The sequence below is a fragment of the Legionella wadsworthii DSM 21896 = ATCC 33877 genome (genome assembly GCF_000701265.1).
Taxonomy (GTDB): Bacteria; Pseudomonadota; Gammaproteobacteria; order Legionellales; family Legionellaceae; genus Legionella; species Legionella wadsworthii.
In genome coordinates, this window is sequence record NZ_KL370759.1 from 423,109 (window position 1) to 439,610 (window position 16,502).

A 16,502-nucleotide genomic window follows, 5' to 3' on the forward strand; every position below is an offset into this window, starting at 1 on the left:
CAATGAATTATAGATAGAAAAGAATTTATCCTTCCTTCATGTGTTCATCTTGGCAAATCTTCAAAGAATAGCTATGATCTTCCTTTTAGAATAATCATAAAAAATTAAAATGAACTCTTTCCGAAATAAAAACTTAAACATTTTTATCTCTTTTTTGTTTTTACTCATCACACTGGGTATGGCTGGTTGTGTCGATTTATCTGGAGGGAGGGCTTCTGAACGACGGCCTATACCAAAGGCTGCTCAATCCGTATTACATGAAAAGGAAACACAAAGAACTACGAATAAAAATGGAAGAAAGGTCGGAGTAAACCAATCAAAACCTTATCGTGGGGAAGTACATACCATGCTAGGTGGATTGGGTCTTTTTAGCACGGGAATGAGAACATTGAGCGATACAGTGCTCGAGGAATGTAAAATACCTGCGCCAAGTGATATGTGGTATAACGCAGGTAATGTGAGTCGCTCTATTATGAGTTATTACTATAAACATAAAAATCACAGGCCGATTATTCTGGTGGGGCATTCTTTAGGTGCTAACGAGCAAATCAAGGTTGCACGTAATTTGAATAAAGCGGGTATTCCGGTAGATTTATTGGTTACGGTCGATGCAGTTTCTACAACTGTTGTTCCCCCTAACGTAAAACATGCGATGAATTTTTATAAACCTGGTTATGTTCCCATGTTTAGTGGTTTAAAGCTTAAAGCGGTTAATCCTGAGCAAACGCGTATTGACAACATTAATGTGACTACGTTAAAAGGAGTTGCAGTAAACCATTTCACAATTGATAAAGATCCCGTTGTACAAGCCATGATTATGGAAGAAGTTAAAAAGGTGTTAAGTAATGCAAATAAAGCAAAAGGGTAAGGTAGATTGTCCTCGTGTCTGCGTTATCGGAGCTGGCCCCAGTGGACTTGCTGCAATTAAAAATTTACAAGAGCAGGGAGTGAAAAACATCACCGTTTTTGAAAAAAACGATCAAATCGGTGGTAACTGGGTCTATGATGAAAGAAACGATCATTCCAGTATTTATGAAACAACGCATATTATCAGTTCGAAACGCTGGTCAGAATTTGAAGATTTTCCAATGCCAGCGCATTATCCTGATTATCCATCACACACATTGGTATTAGAATACTTTAAGAGTTATGCAAGCCATTTTAATTTAACTCAATATATTCAGTTTAATACTCATGTTTTAAAAGTAAAACATACCAACCAAAATGAGTGGAAAGTAGTTTATGAAAACGAGAAAGGAATTCATGAAGAATTTTATGATTATTTGTTGGTAGCTAATGGGCATCATTGGGATCCGTTCATGCCCGAATATCCGGGAGAGTTCTCCGGACAAATGATGCACTCACACCAATATAAAAAGGCTTCAGTTTTTAAAGACCAACGCGTTCTGGTTGTTGGAGGCGGTAATTCAGCCTGCGATATTGCTGTCGAAGTGGCACGTATTTCCCCAAAAACATGTATCAGTATGCGTCGGGGTTACCATATATTTCCTAAGTTTGTGTTTGGAAAGCCAACTGATGATGCTGTGGCAAAAATCAGGTGGATGCCTTCCTGGCTAAGACAAAAAGTGTTGAGTTTCTTTGCAAGGATACTTCAAGGAAGATATGCCAAATATAAATTGATGAAACCCGATTGCGGCCCCTTGGAAATACATCCCACGATAAACACAGAGTTGCTTTATTTTATTAGGCATGGAGAGGTTTTTCCTAGGCCCGGAATTTCTCATTTCGAAGGAAACCGAGTTCATTTTAATAACGGTGAGTCCGAAGAATTTGATACAGTTATCTTCGCTACTGGATATAAAATCAGTTTTCCATTTATTGATAAGGAAGTAGCCGATTTTAGTAATTCAACCAAGATACCTTTGTATCGAAAAATGATGCATCCAGACTACGATAACTTATATTTTATCGGCCTATGCCAACCTCAAGGATGTATTTGGCCTCTTGCGGATTATCAATCAAAGATAGCGGCACGAATTATTATGGGAACTCTAAAACGTCCTGCTAAGCTTCATGAAAAAACTCTAGAGGAAATGAACAAGCCTCACTATCGATTTAAATCCCATATTCGACATGCTGTAGAAGTGGATTATCACAAGTTTCGGCGTGAATTATTGGATATGCTCGAAGTATAGCTCCAAAAGGCTGCATAAGTATCTAGCCTGGTTGCCAGCAACCAGGAATTAGAACACATTTAAATTGTTTTATGTCTCGATTCCTGACGTTTTATTAGGGCTCCCATTAATTTTTCAATATTGGTTATATGAGGCTCTTCCTCCAGAATCATTGCCTTGGTGCGCTCTTCACAATATCCCTTTACCTCTTTATCTGGAAAAATATAGAATTTTTTCTGTTCTACCTCCTGCACAATATAATTTGCTACATCGGCTGCCGGACGAGAATGAGATAATAAGGATTTTAATGCCTCATGAAATGGATCTCCTGAATCTGACTGATTGGCTAAAAGTGCTGTATCTGTGAATGAGGGGAACACGATGGAGACGTCTACAGGTCTTTTTGTACGAGTTAGATCGAAATGTAATGATTCTGATAAAGCAAGTACTGCATGTTTTGATATGGCGTAAGACGCTGTTTGCGAACCATTACATAAAGCATATAAACTGGCAATATTGATTATATGAGAACGAAAGGTTTGTTGGAACAACAAGGGAAGAAATGCTTGTATAGAATAAATCATTCCAAATAAATTAACATCCATAACTTGTTGTATATTTTCCGGAGCCACGTCCCAGATAGGTCCTAATTGCCCCATTATGCCGGCATTATTGTAGATCCAATCTATGCGTCCAAGTTTACTCATAACCAAATGCGCCATCTGGGCTAAATCATTAGGCAGCGTGACATCACAAGGAATTCCCATTACTTTTTCAGGATACTGAACTAATAATTGTTCTACTTCCTGGTTCAGTTTCATAGAATCTTTATCAACCATCACCACAGTATGACTACGTTCTAGATGAGCTTGGCTTAATGCTAAACCGATGCCATTTGCTGCTCCGGTGATTACAGCTACTTTCATTTTTTTTCCTTTTGCTATAATTTTATAAACGTTATAAATATAAGGATATCATTTTGAAAAATCAGAACGAAATACCAGATCCATATGAGTATCCGGATGAGCCTAACGAGTATCCAACACAACCCGATCCTTACGAACCGGAAGATCCTGGATCCCCAGAACCTGAGCCCTCAGAGCCCACTGAACCCAATTGTGAATAGGGAAAACAGTTTAACTGTTATGCACGAGCTGGTCTAAAGCTTTACCTATATCTTTAGCTCTCATTAAACTTTCTCCAATGAGAAAAGTATTGATACCATGAGATTGCATCATAGTAATATCAGAACGTGTATTAATACCACTTTCAGTGATCACAATTCTGTCATGGGGAATGTATTGATTCAATTGAATACTTACTTGAGTGTCTGTATGAAAGTTATGAAGACTGCGGTTATTTATACCTATTAATGGGGTCGGTAAACGTAATGCGCGTTCCAGTTCTTGTTGATCATGACTTTCGACAAGAACCGCCATGTCTAACTCATGGGCCAATTGACAAAAATCAGCTAATTGAACATTATCAAGTAAAGCGACGATAAGTAATATGCAATCTGCACCTAAAGCCAAGCTTTCATGGATTTGGTACTCATCCAAAATAAAATCTTTCCTAAGTATGGGTAATTTGCATTCATTTTTTGCTTGGGATAAATAATCAGGATGCCCTTGGAAAAAATCAACGTCAGTGAGCACAGAGAGACACCGAGCCCCATGTTGCTCGTAAGTAGCTGCAATCTCTTTCACATTGAAGTCTTCTCTAATTAATCCTTTGCTTGGGGAAGCGTGTTTTATCTCAGCGATAATGGCTGGGGTTTCTCTGTTTACCAAAGCCCCAATGAAATCACGCCGCTCCATAATAGTTTCATTTAGTAATACATTTAAAGGCTTATTTTTCTTAGCAAGGGCAATTTCTTCCCGTTTCCGTTGCGCAATACGTTGTAATACACTATTCATGATGGAATTCTTTATTTAAAGTTTGAGTAAATTGAATAAGTTGATCAAAACATTGATTGGCTTTACCGCTATCTATAACTTCTTTTGCCCTGTCTAATGCGTTAGCGAATGAAATATGTTCCTGGGCACAGTAAATTGCTGCAGCAGAATTTAATAAAACCATATCCCGTGGAGCGCCTAATTTTCCAGAAAATACACCTTTGATTAATGCCAGGCTTTCATCTGGGGAACTGACACTAACTCCCTCTAAAGATGAGTATTGGATGCCATATTCTTTGGGGTTTATTACCCAATGAGTAAAAACCCCTTCTCGATACTCTATGACGTCTGTTGGTGCTGCAATACTGATTTCATCTAAACCATCATGAGAACATACTACCAAAGCTCTTTCACTGCCCAAATGAGCAAGAACTGAAGCTAAAGGTTTTTGCCACACAGTTGAAAAGACCCCAACGACCTGTTTTTTAACTTGAGCGGGATTGACTAAGGGACCTAATAAGTTAAACAAAGTTCGAATGCCAAGTTGTTGCCGCGCAGAGCGGGCATGTTGCATGGCGGGATGATAATGGGGTGCAAATAAGAAGGCCAGACCACACTGCTGGATACAAGATTTTATTTGCTCATCCGATAAATTCAATGCCAATCCTGCTTTTTCCAATAAATCAGCACTTCCACTTCGACTTGAAACCGAACGATTGCCATGTTTGGCTACAGGAAATCCTGCTGCAGCAACAACAAAGCTGCTTGCAGTGGAGACGTTGAAAGTATTTCTTCCATCTCCACCTGTTCCAACGATGTCTATCAAATTAGAACCTAAATCAATAGGGTGGGCTAATTGCTTCATGACGTCGGCAGCAGCTGATAATTCTTCCGTTGTCTCACCTTTCATGCGCATCAAGGCTAGAAAAGTCGCAATTTGCACGTCATTATATTGATCGGACATGCAGGCACGAATTACGGAGTGCATTTGCTCTGTAGATAGGTTTTTTTTCGCGATAAGATGTTCAAACAGAAGATTCGGCTTCATATTCTAAAAAATTCTCTAATAATTGGAGTCCATGCTGGCTTAAAATAGCTTCTGGATGGAATTGTAGACCAAAAACAGGATAATGACGATGTGCAATTGCCATTATTGTATCATCTGCCCATGCATCGACAGAAAAATTTTTGGGAAGGGTGTTTTTGTCAACAGCTAAAGAATGATATCGGGTTGCTTGAAATGGGTTGGGTATGTTCTTAAATAACCCTGTTTGATTATGCTTTATAACGGATGTTTTTCCATGCATAATCTCTGGTGCTGCAATAATCTGGCCTCCAAAAGCTTGCGCTATGCTTTGATGACCAAGACAAATACCCAATATGGGAATGGTTGCATAGAAAGCGCGAATCGCTTCCATTGAAACCCCAGCATCCTTTGGAGCTTTTGGCCCTGGAGAAATGACGAGATGATTCGGTGCAAGTTGTTTTATTTGTGCAACACTAATTTGATCATGAGTATAAACACAAACCTCCTGATTAAGAATTTGGAAATATTGAACCAGGTTGTAAGTAAATGAGTCGTAATTGTCGATTATGAGTAACATGATTGAATCTAAATATTTATTTTATCTGCATCCAGGCTGATATTCTTTTTACAAAGTAAAATCTTCACCCAAATAAACAGCTCTTACTTGCTGATTGGCGAGTATAATATCTGGGGTTCCTTCACACAATATCTTTCCCTGGCTAACAATATAAGCACGCTCGCAGATATCAAGTGTTTCTCTGACATTATGGTCGGTGATTAAAACCCCAATGCCTTTATTACATAGATGTTGAATAATTTTTTTAATATCAATTACTGAAATAGGATCAACCCCGGCAAAAGGCTCATCCAAGAGAATAAAAGAAGGTTCAATGGCTAAAGCTCTTGCAATTTCTACCCGTCTTCTCTCTCCTCCAGATAAAGCCATACCCAAACTTTTGCTCAGATGCGAGATATGAAATTCTTGAAGTAGCAGGTCCAACTTTTCTTCTCGGGCCTGCTCACTTAAATCCGATCTCAGTTCAAGAATAGCCATGATGTTTTCCGATACGGTGAGTTTACGGAAAACAGAAGCTTCCTGTGGAAGATAGCTAATGCCCAAACGTGCCCTTTGATGCATGGCACTTGCTGTGATGTCTTGATTTCCGAGCAGAATTTGACCCTCATCGCAGGATTGCAAGCCGACTATCATATAAAAACAAGTTGTTTTACCAGCACCATTAGGGCCCAATAATCCAACACATTCGCCTTGTTTAATATGAATACTTACGCCATTAACCACAGTACGCGATTTAAAGGATTTTTTTAAATTTCGTGCTTCCAGGATATTCATGATGGTTTCTTTTCTGGATGATAAATAATGGTAATTCTTTTATTTCCATCCCCTTGAGATAATACATGTTGTTTTACAGTATCATAACTGATTTTTGCAGCGGAAAAAGAGTTCTCGCCTTGTTCTACCCGTGCATTTCCTACAAGTTCAATTAAATGGCGAAGTGGATAATAACGAATGATGTCTGCATACGCATGCAGGGGGGGTTTTTTAGGGTCTGTGGTTGTCCAATAATGCGCTTGCTTCCCTTTTGTCCCATTGGCAATTGCGACGACGAGCTGATTTTTTTCATTTCCTAAAGTCACTGCTTTATCTGCCTGCAGATTTGTTGTTCCTTGCACTAGCGATACATTACCGGTATAAACTCCTTTATGTTGCTGTTGACTTAGATCGGCTGCATCTGCCATGACATGCATGACTTTTTCTTGATCCTCTGTCATGGCATGTGCAGAAGAAATGAACAGTACAAAAAACAAAAGATAAAGATTAACCTTTCGCTGGAACATAGCTTCCTCTTGCTTGATGTAGTAATTCTACTCTTTTTTCATCTAAATAAGCATTCATTCCCTTGGATTGTATAATATTCCCGGGTTGTTCATAAGTCACAAGCACATCGGAGCTCGCTTTCTTTTCCTTAGGAAAATAAGTGACTTCTTCTGTTTTTAAAGTGCTCTCTTGTGATTTACTTCCTTTCTCTTGATGGACAACAACATGACCTTTAAAAGTAATTTGTTTGCCTCCATCCAAAGATTTGGCACTTTTTGAACGAATATCCCATGGTGGTTGTTCATCCTGGCTCACTACAATATGCGGATTTTGTAACAAATACACATTTCCTTTTTGGATGTGTTGCATGAGGGGGGCGGTGAGTACATGAATCAGTTCGCCTTGCTGATTAAACTGATGTACTTTAATATTGGAAATGGTGGTATCAACAGAATTGGCTAAAGTTTCACTATCCAGACGAATGATGGTTTTTGAGTGGCTATAATACCATCCGGAGCAGGCCAGAAGAATTAAAGTAAAAAATAACCACATAAATTGTTTTGTTGCATTCATTATTTAAGGTAACCAGTTATCGCAAAATCCATTTTGTCTTGAGCGTTAAGAATAAGATCGCAAACCTCACGTACAGCCCCCCGTCCACCGGTCAGGGTTGTTTGCCACATTGCAATTTCTTTAATCTGATAAACTGCATTGGCAACTGCAACGCTTAGGCCGACTTGCCGCATAATAGGCGCATCAGGAATGTCATCACCTACATAAGCTATGTCTTCATCTTGTAAATTGAGTTTATTTTTCAATTGGGTGTATGTTTCTTGTTTGTTCGCTTGATCTTTATAATAATGAATAATACCTAATTGTTGCATTCGGTGATCAACGACTGCATTTCGTGAACCAGTAATGACTGCCACCTCGATTCCAGCAGTCATGAGTAGTTTTAAACCAACTCCATCCTGGATATGAAATGTCTTTAACTCATTAAAATGATTATCAATATATAAGAGGCCATCAGTTAGAACCCCATCCAAATCACAGATAAGGCATTTGATATTTTTGGCTCGTTCAATTAATTGATTCATTTTAAAAAACACCTGCTTTTAATAAATCATGAAGATGGAGAACGGCAGTTGGTCTGTTGTCTTCATCAATAACAATAAGTGAGGTAATACTGTGCTTTTGCATCACTGCCAAAGCTTCGGCAGCAAGCATTCCTTTAGGAATGGTACGAGCATTGCGGGTCATCACCTCTTTTATGGGCGTGGTATTGATATCATATTGGCGGGTGAGTGTTCGCCGAACGTCTCCATCGGTATAAACGCCAACGAGATACCCTTTATGATCAATGACGCAGGTCATGCCTAATTTCTTATCAGTGACTTCGATTAAGGCTTCACTTACGGTTGCATTTTCATGAACTAGGGGCAGCTGGGATCCCTCATGGCAGAGTTCATCAATACGAAGTAACAGTCGTTTACCAAGAGAGCCACCTGGATGAGATAAGGCGAAATCCTCCTCACTAAAACCCCGAGCCTGTAAAAGAGCTATGGCCAATGCATCACCCATCACTAGGGCAACAGTAGTACTGGTTGTGGGAGCAAGACCTAATGGGCATGCCTCTTGATGGATACTCACATCCAAATTAACGTCCGCTGCTTTTGCTAAAGTGGACTCCGAATTTCCGGTCAAAGTGATGAGGGGAATTTCCAGCCGCTTTAATAAAGGCAGTAAGGTGACTATTTCCAGGGTATTCCCTGAATGGGAAATGGCAATAACCACATCTTGACGGGTTATCATTCCCAAATCTCCATGACTCGCTTCACCAGGATGCATGAAAAACGAAGGACTTCCTGTACTTGATAAAGTAGCAGCAATTTTATTCGCGATATGACCGGATTTTCCCATGCCCGTAACTACAATGCGCCCTTTACAGGCAAGTAAGAGGTTACAGGCCTTTTCAAACCGGTTATCGATTCTTTTGGTTAATTCAAAGACAGCTTGTGCTTCAGTTTCAATAACAGCAAGACCAAGTGTACAGAAATTCATAGGTTATTTTGGTTTTTTTGTTTATTTTTCATTCTAACAAAAAAACATTTGAATATACAGGATTAGAGAACTCATTTTTTTCTTCTATCCCGCTTCGACTTTTTAAGATAATTTCAAAAGTAGTACATGTAGTCTTTTTCTGTTCCACTCTGGATGTTTTTAAAGAATCACCATAGAATCTGGCTTTCTCTCCGCTATAAATACTTCCCGAACGATAAAATCAAATCGTCTCAAATCTAGTATTTTGGAGTATCTTGGGTATACTTCTAATTTTGGCCAGAACTGGATAATAGAGTATGCCTGAAAATTGGGTTGAAATAAAAAATTTGGTTTTTACTCGCGAGAACCGCTATATCTTTGATGGCATAGACATGGAGGTTAAGCGAGGTAAGATTACTGCAATCATGGGACCTAGTGGCTCTGGTAAGACAACATTGTTGCAATTAATTGGCGCCCAACTAAAGCCGGATAGCGGCTTTATTTATGTTAATGGTCAAAACATGCACCAATTATCTCGTAAAGCCTTGTATGAAACGCGTCGGAACATGGGACTACTGTTTCAAAGCTCCGCTTTATTTACCCATCTTTCCGTATTCGATAATGTGGCGTTTCCCTTACGCGAGCATACCCAACTCAATGAATCTATGTTGCGTGATATTGTATTAATGAAATTAGAAGCAGTGGGTCTGCGGGGTGCTGCTCCATTAATGCCTGCTCAACTGTCAGGAGGCATGGCAAGACGAGTTGCTTTGGCCCGCACAGTTGCGTTGGATCCAGAATTGATGATGTACGATGAACCCTTTACAGGGCAAGACCCGATATCTCTAGGGGTATTGGTTCGCCTTATCAAAAGGTTAAACGAGTTGTTGCACACCACAACAATTATTGTGTCACACGACGTTGCAGAAACTTGCTCGATAGCAGATTATATTTATCTTATTTCCGGTGGAAAAATCATAGGGCAAGGGACTCCCGAAGAACTCATACAATCCTCAGAACCTCAAATTAAGCAATTTATGCATGGAGAGGCTGATGGGGTAGTTCCTTTTCATTATCCAGCCAGATCGTATATAGAGGAGCTATTAGATGCTTGAATTTATCACGCGTGCCGGTAATCGTGGCTCCCAAGTCCTGAAAAATCTAGGAAATTCTGGCTTATTTTTATTCTTTATGCTATTTAGACGGCCTGGGATTTCAAGACTATGGCCTTTACTTCGATACCAAATCCATTTTGTCGGGGTCTTGTCTTGTTTAATCATCATTGTTTCTGCTTTATTCATAGGAATGGTGGTTGGATTGCAAGGCTATAATACTTTGCAAAAATTTGGTGCATCAAGTCAATTGGGACAGTTATTGGCATTAAGTATCTCAAGGGAGTTGGGCCCTGTCATCAGTGCTTTATTGTTTGCTGGACGTGCGGGCTCTGCTTTAACTGCTGAGATAGGGTTGATGAAAGCAACAGAACAATTGTCCAGTATGGACATGATGGGGGTTGATCCTTTGGGAAGGGTTATTTATCCTCGTTTTATAGCTGGATTTATTACATTACCCATTCTGGGGCTAATTTTTTCTGCTGTAGCTGTTTTTGGTGGATATTTTATCGGTGTGCACTGGTTAGGTGTGGATGCAGGGAGTTTCTGGTCCAATATGCAAGCTGCTGTAGATTTCCGTATCGATGTACTCAGTGGTATCATTAAAAGTTTAGTTTTTGCCTTTGTTGTAACCTGGATTTCTGTATTCCAGGGGTTTGAATGTGTACCTACTGCAGAAGGGATAAGCCAAGCGACGACTAAAACTGTGGTTTATTCATCGCTTGCCGTTCTAGGGCTTGATTTTTTGTTGACCGCAATGATGATTGGAGATTGGTAAATGAGTAAGCAACGTTACGTAGATTTAAGTGTCGGACTATTTATGTTGCTTGGTATATTAGCTTTGTTAGTCATGACCATGAAAGTGAGTAATTTTTCCAGTTTTGCATCTCATGACAGTTATGATGTAACTGCTGACTTTACCGATATCGGAGGCTTAAAAGTACGGGCGCCGGTTACTGTGGCGGGAGTTAAAATTGGAGAGGTCACTCGGATTGAATTGCAACCGACAGATCTTAATGCGAAAGTGACTATGCGCTTACGCAGCGATAAAAAAATACCTTATGACGATGCTTCGGCTCGAATTTTAACTGAGGGTTTGCTGGGTTCAAACTACATTAGTATTGTCCCTGGCTTTGAAGATGAAGGAGATAAGGAGCACCCTTATTTGCGACATGGGGATGTAATTGGAAAAACTCAAGAGGCTATCATTCTTGAGAATTTAATAGGTCAACTACTGTTTAACATTAAAAAATAAGGTCAAAAAACATGAGAATAATAAAAACAATTTTATTCGTTGTTAGTGTGATTTTATCTCCGATAATCTGTGCACAAAATTCTCCCATTCCTATGTTAGAGCAAACTGCCAATAACATAATTGCTACATTAAAGGAAAATAAGAGCAGCTTGAAAAGTAATCCTAATATCATTTACCAAGCTGTAGAAAACAATTTACTGCCTATAGTTGATGTTGCTGGGATGTCCCGCTCTGTTTTGGGAAGGCAAGCGTGGAGCAAGGCTACGGACAAACAAAAAAATCAATTTTCCAAAGCGTTTACGCGTTTGGTTATTCGTACCTATTCAAGTCCATTGGCGCAATACACGAATGAAAGCATTCAATTTTTACCATTGAGAGGTTCTTTAAATTCACGATTTTTGCGGGTAAATAGCATTATAGTTCGCAGTGAAGGCCAAAATATTCCATTATCTTATAGCTTGGTTTCCAAAAATGGACAGTGGAGAATTTATGACCTCAGTGTTGAAGGAGTCAGTTTATTGCAAAGTTTCCGATCTCAGTTTGCAGAAGCTTTAAAGAACTCCAGTATTGATGAAGTGGTTGGTTTAATGGAAAAAAAGCAACTTAAAAGGGCTTCCTAAACTGTGAATACTGTATCTTTTAAACCCGAAGCTGATCTTACTTTTAAGTCCATAGTGGCAGTGCGAGCAAAGCTTTATCAGGCTTTAATGGAAAATAAAAGCGATCGGTTTCGTCTTGATTTAAGTCAGGTCAAGCACTGTGACAGTGCGGGTTTGGCTTTGCTGATAGAGGCTAGAAAACTATGCAAAAAAAATAATAAAATTCTTGAAATCATCGGAATGCCTGCTGAAACCAAATCCTTAGCAGAGTTTTGTGGTGTGAAGCGTATCTTGGAGGCTGTTTAATTTTTTGAGATTGTTCTATTGAATTAAAAAGAACACTTACTTTTTGGTATCTAAATTGTAGCCTGGGTGAAGCGCAGCGTAACCTGGGTTTTCTTTTTTATATTGAATTGCAAACTCGAAAATTTCTATCCCCATGTTTTTGTTGTAAAAAGTTGTATTAATTTATATTTGTGAGCTAATTTTAATGATAAGTAATGAAGAAATAGAACAAAAATTCAAATCCATCAGTGATGTTTTCCATATCAAAGTGGAGGGGGATGGTTATCAATACAGGATAACTGTAGTAAGCGATGTCTTTATCAATAAATCCAAGGTCGTCAGACAACAATGGGTCTATGCACAACTAAAAGATTTAATTACGAGTGGCAAGCTGCACGCAATTAGCATGAACACGTGGACAAAAGAAGAATGGGGGAAGCAACATGGATAAATTATTAATTAACGGTGGTAAAGCGCTTCATGGTGAAGTAGTCATATCAGGAGCAAAAAATGCTGCTTTACCAATTATGGCAGCAAGTTTGCTGGCACGTGATCATGTCACAATTTCCAATGTCCCTCATCTCAAAGACATCACCACCATGATGGAATTGCTTGGGCAATTAGGCGCTCACTTAATTGTTGACGAGAAAATGAATGTTCAAGTTGATGCCAGTCAAGTGAACGAATTTGTGGCCCCATATGATTTAGTGAAGACCATGCGTGCATCCATTTTGGTTTTGGGTCCTTTGCTCGCTCGATTTGGTAAAGCAGATGTCTCTTTACCTGGCGGTTGTGCTATAGGAACAAGACCCGTTGATTTACATTTAAAAGCTTTAAAATCAATGGGTGCGGACATCACTGTTAAAAATGGTTACATCAATGCGCGTTGCAAACGCGGTCGTTTGCAAGGCAGACGTTTAATGTTCGATACCGTCACCGTTACGGGAACTGAAAATGTCCTGATGGCGGCTACTCTTGCTGAAGGAACAACCATTATCAAAAATGCAGCGCGTGAGCCAGAAGTAGTTGATCTTGCCAATTTCTTAATTCAAATGGGTGCAAAAATTTCCGGCGCTGGAACTTCAATTATCGAAGTAGAGGGTGTGGAGTCTCTTTCCGGCGGCACATATTCTGTTATGTCCGATCGAATTGAGGCAGGCACTTATCTGGCTGCTGGCGCGCTAACGCGAGGTCATGTCACAGTGAAGCGGGTTCGTCCAGATACCTTATTATCGCAGTTATGTAAGTTTGAAGAAGCCGGTGCAGAATTGACGATAGGCGAAGATTGGGTAAGCCTCAACATGCACAACCAACGTCCCCAGGCTGTCCATATTTCTACGGCCCCTTATCCTGCTTTTGCAACAGACATGCAAGCACAATTTATGGCCATGAATTCTGTGGCAGCAGGATCTTCAACTATCGTGGAAACAATATTTGAAAATCGATTTATGCATGTGCAAGAACTGCAACGGATGGGAGCGCAGATACAACTCAATGGAAACACAGCCCTCATTAATGGTGTTGAAAAATTAACTGGTGCACCAGTAATGGCCACTGATTTACGTGCTTCTGCCAGCTTAATATTGGCTGGTTTGGTTGCAGAGGGTGAAACCTCTGTTGAACGTATTTACCATGTAGATAGAGGGTATGAACGCATAGAAGAAAAATTATCTTTACTGGGTGCTGACATAAAGAGAGTGTCTGACCGGTGATTACTAAAGAAGAATTATCCTTATATGTACAACAATTATTGAGTTGTGACCGATTCAATGATTATGCGCCAAATGGGTTACAGGTCGAGGGCAAAGAGCAGATTAGGCGAATTTGCACAGCAGTGACCGCCTCAGAGGATGCAATTACTCAGTCTATTGAATGGGGCGCCGATGCTTTATTGGTGCACCATGGATATTTCTGGCGAGGTGAGGCCCAAACCATTATTGGAATGAAAAGAAATCGTATTTATAAGTTATTATGCAATCAAATAAATCTATTTGCCTATCATTTACCTTTAGATTGTCATCCTGATCTGGGAAACAATGCCTGTTTGGCTAAATTATTTGAAGTCGATATGGTGCACATGCACCGAGCTGGCGGAACCGATAATCTGCTATGGTCTGGTAAAATTGCTCAAGCTATGAGACACAACGATTTTAGTGAGTACCTATCAAAAAAACTTCATCGCACTCCTTTATTCATTAAAGGTAGCGAGAAGCCAATCAGTCACATTGCTTGGTGCAGCGGTGGAGCACAGGATTTTATTGAAGATGCCTTCCGATTAGGTGCTGATGCTTATATCAGTGGGGAAGTATCTGAACGGACGTTTTACCAAGCGAAAGAATTAGGGATAAACTATTACTCATGTGGGCATCATGCAACGGAACGGTATGGCATACAGGCTTTAGGGAAACACCTTGCTTCTCAATTTGAATTAGAACATTTGTTTATTGATAGTTATAACCCTATTTAATATTTATTCACTCTGGATAGACGCTACCTGGACAAATCAAGGCAGTTGAAATTTTGGAAAACCCAGGTTTCTAGTCTTTCTTTTGAATATACTACCCATTACGGTACCTGGTTTTGCAGTAATTTTGAACGACCCGCGGCTTGCCCGCGGGATTCAGGAAATAATGATAAAAACCATGCCCTCGGACAAGTTGCGGCTCCCAGGGAGATATTTAGGATGCCCGGTTCATCGGTGGCATTCAATCTCCATTAATAATGGGCATCTAAAGGTTCTATTTCACCAACTGTAAAGGTAGGTCCATGGTCCCCTGGCTCATAGCTATTAGGATTTTGGTTGTCTAAAACTTTAAGTTGAATACTCACACCCTCTAATGGATAATCTTTCATTAACTCCTTACCCATTTGAGTCGCCAGTATCTCCCAAAAAATATGTTCAGGAAGTTCTGTTGAAGGTTCCATGTACTTCAAAACAGCAGAGCGTAAAATCCGGTAGTCAGGATATTGACCCTGATCGAGATCTTTCTTATACGCATAACGAACATAAATAGTGACAGTTTGTCCTGATTGTCTGCTCGTATGATATTTGGGAATAACAAACTGAAAGTAGTTTTTTACATTGAGTTCTTCTTTATTCCCAGAAGCCCATAATGTCGCAGACAAACACACAACCATTATCAATATAATAGTTTTGAATAATTTTTTCATAAATATACTCCAATATATTACAAACCATGATGAATAAATCATGAGAATTCATTTAAAAATAAAAAGCTGAATATTAGAGAAATTCGCGTGGTGGTTTGTAGATTCGCTGTTTGAATCCAGCACAAAGAGCTACAAGATAAAGAGAAAAAGATACCACACCCAGGAGTGAATAGATTTTTGATAGGGTTAAAATATTTGGAGTAATGTAGGTTTGGTTAAGATTGCACCGAATTTTTGAGCTGACAGGCGCTTTTTGTATGCACGGAATTTTAGAGCCTGCTACCGTGTAGGTGGTTCGATCGACAGTTATTTTATTGCTTATCGAGTATGGAAGCAGCACAAAAAGCAATAACATGAATAATGAGCAGAATTTCATGTTCATTATTTTATCAAATTAAATTTTTTTTTTCAAAAATAAACATGAATAAAAAAGAGTCAAATTAGATGTGCTACATTTAATAAATCAATAGTGATTATATATCTTACTGGCCTTGTACCAGTAAGCCTCATAGGCTAACATGATTTCATAATCGCTAAAGGATTGTTTTAATGATTTATTTTCGTAATTTTATGATTATAATTTTTTTATTTTGTTCGTTTTCGATTAATGCAAAGGTAAGTGAAAAGAACAATAGGGCTTTTCGAAGTTTCTGGCATCCTACTTATTTAGGAGAACGTCTGGATTATTGTACCGTAGATGGTAAGGAATGCGGTAAAGCAGTGGCTGATCGTTATTGTCAAATGCTTGGTTATCATTATTCCAGCGATAACGAAATTGCCTACAATATAGGATTATCACATTTCATATCGACCAGTCAAAGTTGCAAAGGCTGGCGATGCAATGGATTTATAACCATTGTTTGTGCTACTGATTTATCTCATGCTCCTCCGAAACCTTATCATTATCGGGAAAAACTCTTTGCCAATCCACGTTTTAATGATTACCGGGTGGATTGGTGTTATGAACAGAATAGAGGTTGTGGTTTGCAAGCTGCTAATTCTTTTTGCAGCCGCATGGGTTTTATGCAAGCAAAATATTTCGTTAAGGAAACACAGGTAAGTGCTACTAAAGCAATTGGCAGTCAGGAATTATGTTTTGGTAATTTATGTAATGGTTTTCAAGCAATTGTCTGTTTTCGATAATTA

General features: G+C 39.2%; 22 protein-coding genes. 12 read left to right on the top strand and 10 right to left on the bottom strand.

All coding sequences use genetic code 11. From position 1 onward, the window contains the following. Window positions 1–109: 109 nt before the first annotated feature. Window positions 110–868, top strand: a complete 759-nt coding sequence (locus BU07_RS0108020) for a hypothetical protein (RefSeq protein ID WP_031565006.1) — start codon at window positions 110–112, stop codon at window positions 866–868. Beyond that, window positions 846–2,156, top strand: a complete 1,311-nt coding sequence (locus BU07_RS0108025) for a flavin-containing monooxygenase (protein ID WP_031565007.1) — start codon at window positions 846–848, stop codon at window positions 2,154–2,156. The genes BU07_RS0108020 and BU07_RS0108025 overlap by 23 nt, the downstream gene beginning before the upstream one ends. 59 nt (window positions 2,157–2,215) lie before the next feature. On the opposite strand, the gene BU07_RS0108030 is transcribed toward BU07_RS0108025, so the two are convergent. Further along, a complete protein-coding gene (locus BU07_RS0108030; protein ID WP_031565010.1) occupies window positions 2,216–3,061 on the bottom strand; it encodes an SDR family NAD(P)-dependent oxidoreductase in 846 nt (281 codons plus the stop codon). Window positions 3,062–3,114: 53 nt separating this feature from the next. Between BU07_RS0108030 and BU07_RS17545 the strand changes: the two genes are divergently transcribed. Beyond that, complete coding sequence (locus tag BU07_RS17545) at window positions 3,115–3,261, top strand: hypothetical protein (protein WP_165482408.1); 147 nt, start codon at window positions 3,115–3,117, stop codon at window positions 3,259–3,261. A gap of 10 nt (window positions 3,262–3,271) precedes the next feature. On the opposite strand, the gene trpC is transcribed toward BU07_RS17545, so the two are convergent. The 8 genes from trpC to BU07_RS0108075 are packed head-to-tail and all read right to left on the bottom strand — an operon-like array spanning window position 3,272 to window position 8,955. Further along, window positions 3,272–4,051, bottom strand: coding sequence for an indole-3-glycerol phosphate synthase TrpC (trpC, locus tag BU07_RS0108040; RefSeq protein WP_031565013.1), 780 nt, complete (start codon window positions 4,049–4,051; stop codon window positions 3,272–3,274). Further along, on the bottom strand, window positions 4,044–5,078 hold the full coding sequence (gene trpD / locus BU07_RS0108045; protein ID WP_031565015.1) for an anthranilate phosphoribosyltransferase: 1,035 nt from the start codon (window positions 5,076–5,078) through the stop codon (window positions 4,044–4,046). The genes trpC and trpD overlap by 8 nt, the downstream gene beginning before the upstream one ends. Continuing rightward, window positions 5,056–5,634 (bottom strand): anthranilate synthase component II, encoded by a 579-nt coding sequence (locus BU07_RS0108050; protein WP_031565016.1) that lies wholly within the window; start codon window positions 5,632–5,634, stop codon window positions 5,056–5,058. The genes trpD and BU07_RS0108050 overlap by 23 nt, the downstream gene beginning before the upstream one ends. Before the next feature lie 48 nt (window positions 5,635–5,682). Next, window positions 5,683–6,408 (bottom strand): LPS export ABC transporter ATP-binding protein, encoded by a 726-nt coding sequence (lptB, locus tag BU07_RS0108055; RefSeq protein WP_031565018.1) that lies wholly within the window; start codon window positions 6,406–6,408, stop codon window positions 5,683–5,685. Beyond that, window positions 6,405–6,914: a lipopolysaccharide transport periplasmic protein LptA gene (lptA, locus tag BU07_RS0108060; protein WP_031565020.1), complete on the bottom strand. Its 510-nt coding sequence runs from the start codon at window positions 6,912–6,914 to the stop codon at window positions 6,405–6,407. Before lptA ends, lptB begins: the two co-directional genes overlap by 4 nt. After that, window positions 6,895–7,467 (bottom strand): LPS export ABC transporter periplasmic protein LptC, encoded by a 573-nt coding sequence (gene lptC / locus BU07_RS0108065; protein WP_031565021.1) that lies wholly within the window; start codon window positions 7,465–7,467, stop codon window positions 6,895–6,897. The genes lptA and lptC overlap by 20 nt, the downstream gene beginning before the upstream one ends. Continuing rightward, window positions 7,467–7,991 carry a 3-deoxy-manno-octulosonate-8-phosphatase KdsC gene (kdsC, locus tag BU07_RS0108070; RefSeq protein WP_031565022.1) on the bottom strand — a complete coding sequence of 175 codons (525 nt, stop codon included), beginning with the start codon at window positions 7,989–7,991 and terminating at the stop codon, window positions 7,467–7,469. Before kdsC ends, lptC begins: the two co-directional genes overlap by 1 nt. A gap of 1 nt (window position 7,992) precedes the next feature. Continuing rightward, window positions 7,993–8,955: a KpsF/GutQ family sugar-phosphate isomerase gene (locus tag BU07_RS0108075; RefSeq protein ID WP_031565023.1), complete on the bottom strand. Its 963-nt coding sequence runs from the start codon at window positions 8,953–8,955 to the stop codon at window positions 7,993–7,995. Window positions 8,956–9,251: 296 nt separating this feature from the next. On the opposite strand from BU07_RS0108075, the gene BU07_RS0108080 reads away from it, so the two are divergent. The 8 genes from BU07_RS0108080 (at window position 9,252) to BU07_RS0108115 (ending at window position 14,652) form a co-directional block, all read left to right on the top strand. Next, the gene (locus BU07_RS0108080; RefSeq protein WP_031565025.1) at window positions 9,252–10,049 is read left to right on the top strand and encodes an ATP-binding cassette domain-containing protein; all 798 of its coding nucleotides are present in this window, start codon (window positions 9,252–9,254) and stop codon (window positions 10,047–10,049) included. After that, entirely contained in the window at window positions 10,042–10,824 is a 783-nt protein-coding gene (gene mlaE, locus BU07_RS0108085) for a lipid asymmetry maintenance ABC transporter permease subunit MlaE (protein ID WP_031565027.1), read from the top strand. Before BU07_RS0108080 ends, mlaE begins: the two co-directional genes overlap by 8 nt. Next, window positions 10,825–11,301 (top strand): outer membrane lipid asymmetry maintenance protein MlaD, encoded by a 477-nt coding sequence (gene mlaD, locus BU07_RS0108090; protein ID WP_031565029.1) that lies wholly within the window; start codon window positions 10,825–10,827, stop codon window positions 11,299–11,301. An 11-nt stretch (window positions 11,302–11,312) separates the two neighbouring features. Then, a complete protein-coding gene (locus BU07_RS0108095) occupies window positions 11,313–11,921 on the top strand; it encodes an MlaC/ttg2D family ABC transporter substrate-binding protein (protein ID WP_031565031.1) in 609 nt (202 codons plus the stop codon). Between the two features lie 3 nt (window positions 11,922–11,924). Next, the gene (locus BU07_RS0108100; RefSeq protein ID WP_031565033.1) at window positions 11,925–12,206 is read left to right on the top strand and encodes an STAS domain-containing protein; all 282 of its coding nucleotides are present in this window, start codon (window positions 11,925–11,927) and stop codon (window positions 12,204–12,206) included. A gap of 184 nt (window positions 12,207–12,390) precedes the next feature. Continuing rightward, window positions 12,391–12,636, top strand: coding sequence for a BolA family protein (locus BU07_RS0108105; RefSeq protein WP_031565035.1), 246 nt, complete (start codon window positions 12,391–12,393; stop codon window positions 12,634–12,636). Then, a complete protein-coding gene (gene murA / locus BU07_RS0108110) occupies window positions 12,629–13,897 on the top strand; it encodes a UDP-N-acetylglucosamine 1-carboxyvinyltransferase (RefSeq protein ID WP_031565037.1) in 1,269 nt (422 codons plus the stop codon). The genes BU07_RS0108105 and murA overlap by 8 nt, the downstream gene beginning before the upstream one ends. Next, entirely contained in the window at window positions 13,894–14,652 is a 759-nt protein-coding gene (locus BU07_RS0108115; protein WP_031565039.1) for a Nif3-like dinuclear metal center hexameric protein, read from the top strand. The genes murA and BU07_RS0108115 overlap by 4 nt, the downstream gene beginning before the upstream one ends. Before the next feature lie 248 nt (window positions 14,653–14,900). Here the strand turns inward: BU07_RS0108115 and BU07_RS0108120 are convergent, their stop codons facing one another. Continuing rightward, entirely contained in the window at window positions 14,901–15,356 is a 456-nt protein-coding gene (locus BU07_RS0108120) for a hypothetical protein (RefSeq protein WP_031565040.1), read from the bottom strand. Between the two features lie 549 nt (window positions 15,357–15,905). Between BU07_RS0108120 and BU07_RS0108125 the strand changes: the two genes are divergently transcribed. Continuing rightward, window positions 15,906–16,499 (top strand): hypothetical protein, encoded by a 594-nt coding sequence (locus BU07_RS0108125; RefSeq protein ID WP_031565042.1) that lies wholly within the window; start codon window positions 15,906–15,908, stop codon window positions 16,497–16,499. Window positions 16,500–16,502: the final 3 nt, after the last annotated feature.

Bases quoted from the DNA above. Each gene is read 5' to 3' on its own strand.
- mlaD (WP_031565029.1), top strand. From the start codon at position 10,825: ATGAGTAAGCAACGTTACGTAGATTTAAGTGTCGGACTATTTATGTTG.
- BU07_RS0108020 (WP_031565006.1), top strand. From the start codon at position 110: ATGAACTCTTTCCGAAATAAAAACTTAAACATTTTTATCTCTTTTTTG.
- BU07_RS0108075 (WP_031565023.1), bottom strand. From the start codon at position 8,955: ATGAATTTCTGTACACTTGGTCTTGCTGTTATTGAAACTGAAGCACAA.
- kdsC (WP_031565022.1), bottom strand. From the start codon at position 7,991: ATGAATCAATTAATTGAACGAGCCAAAAATATCAAATGCCTTATCTGT.
- BU07_RS0108050 (WP_031565016.1), bottom strand. From the start codon at position 5,634: ATGTTACTCATAATCGACAATTACGACTCATTTACTTACAACCTGGTT.
- trpD (WP_031565015.1), bottom strand. From the start codon at position 5,078: ATGAAGCCGAATCTTCTGTTTGAACATCTTATCGCGAAAAAAAACCTA.
- murA (WP_031565037.1), top strand. From the start codon at position 12,629: ATGGATAAATTATTAATTAACGGTGGTAAAGCGCTTCATGGTGAAGTA.
- BU07_RS0108080 (WP_031565025.1), top strand. From the start codon at position 9,252: ATGCCTGAAAATTGGGTTGAAATAAAAAATTTGGTTTTTACTCGCGAG.
- mlaE (WP_031565027.1), top strand. From the start codon at position 10,042: ATGCTTGAATTTATCACGCGTGCCGGTAATCGTGGCTCCCAAGTCCTG.
- BU07_RS0108105 (WP_031565035.1), top strand. From the start codon at position 12,391: ATGATAAGTAATGAAGAAATAGAACAAAAATTCAAATCCATCAGTGAT.
- trpC (WP_031565013.1), bottom strand. From the start codon at position 4,051: ATGAATAGTGTATTACAACGTATTGCGCAACGGAAACGGGAAGAAATT.
- lptB (WP_031565018.1), bottom strand. From the start codon at position 6,408: ATGAATATCCTGGAAGCACGAAATTTAAAAAAATCCTTTAAATCGCGT.
- BU07_RS0108125 (WP_031565042.1), top strand. From the start codon at position 15,906: ATGATTTATTTTCGTAATTTTATGATTATAATTTTTTTATTTTGTTCG.
- lptA (WP_031565020.1), bottom strand. From the start codon at position 6,914: ATGTTCCAGCGAAAGGTTAATCTTTATCTTTTGTTTTTTGTACTGTTC.
- BU07_RS0108120 (WP_031565040.1), bottom strand. From the start codon at position 15,356: ATGAAAAAATTATTCAAAACTATTATATTGATAATGGTTGTGTGTTTG.
- BU07_RS0108030 (WP_031565010.1), bottom strand. From the start codon at position 3,061: ATGAAAGTAGCTGTAATCACCGGAGCAGCAAATGGCATCGGTTTAGCA.
- lptC (WP_031565021.1), bottom strand. From the start codon at position 7,467: ATGAATGCAACAAAACAATTTATGTGGTTATTTTTTACTTTAATTCTT.
- BU07_RS0108095 (WP_031565031.1), top strand. From the start codon at position 11,313: ATGAGAATAATAAAAACAATTTTATTCGTTGTTAGTGTGATTTTATCT.
- BU07_RS0108025 (WP_031565007.1), top strand. From the start codon at position 846: ATGCAAATAAAGCAAAAGGGTAAGGTAGATTGTCCTCGTGTCTGCGTT.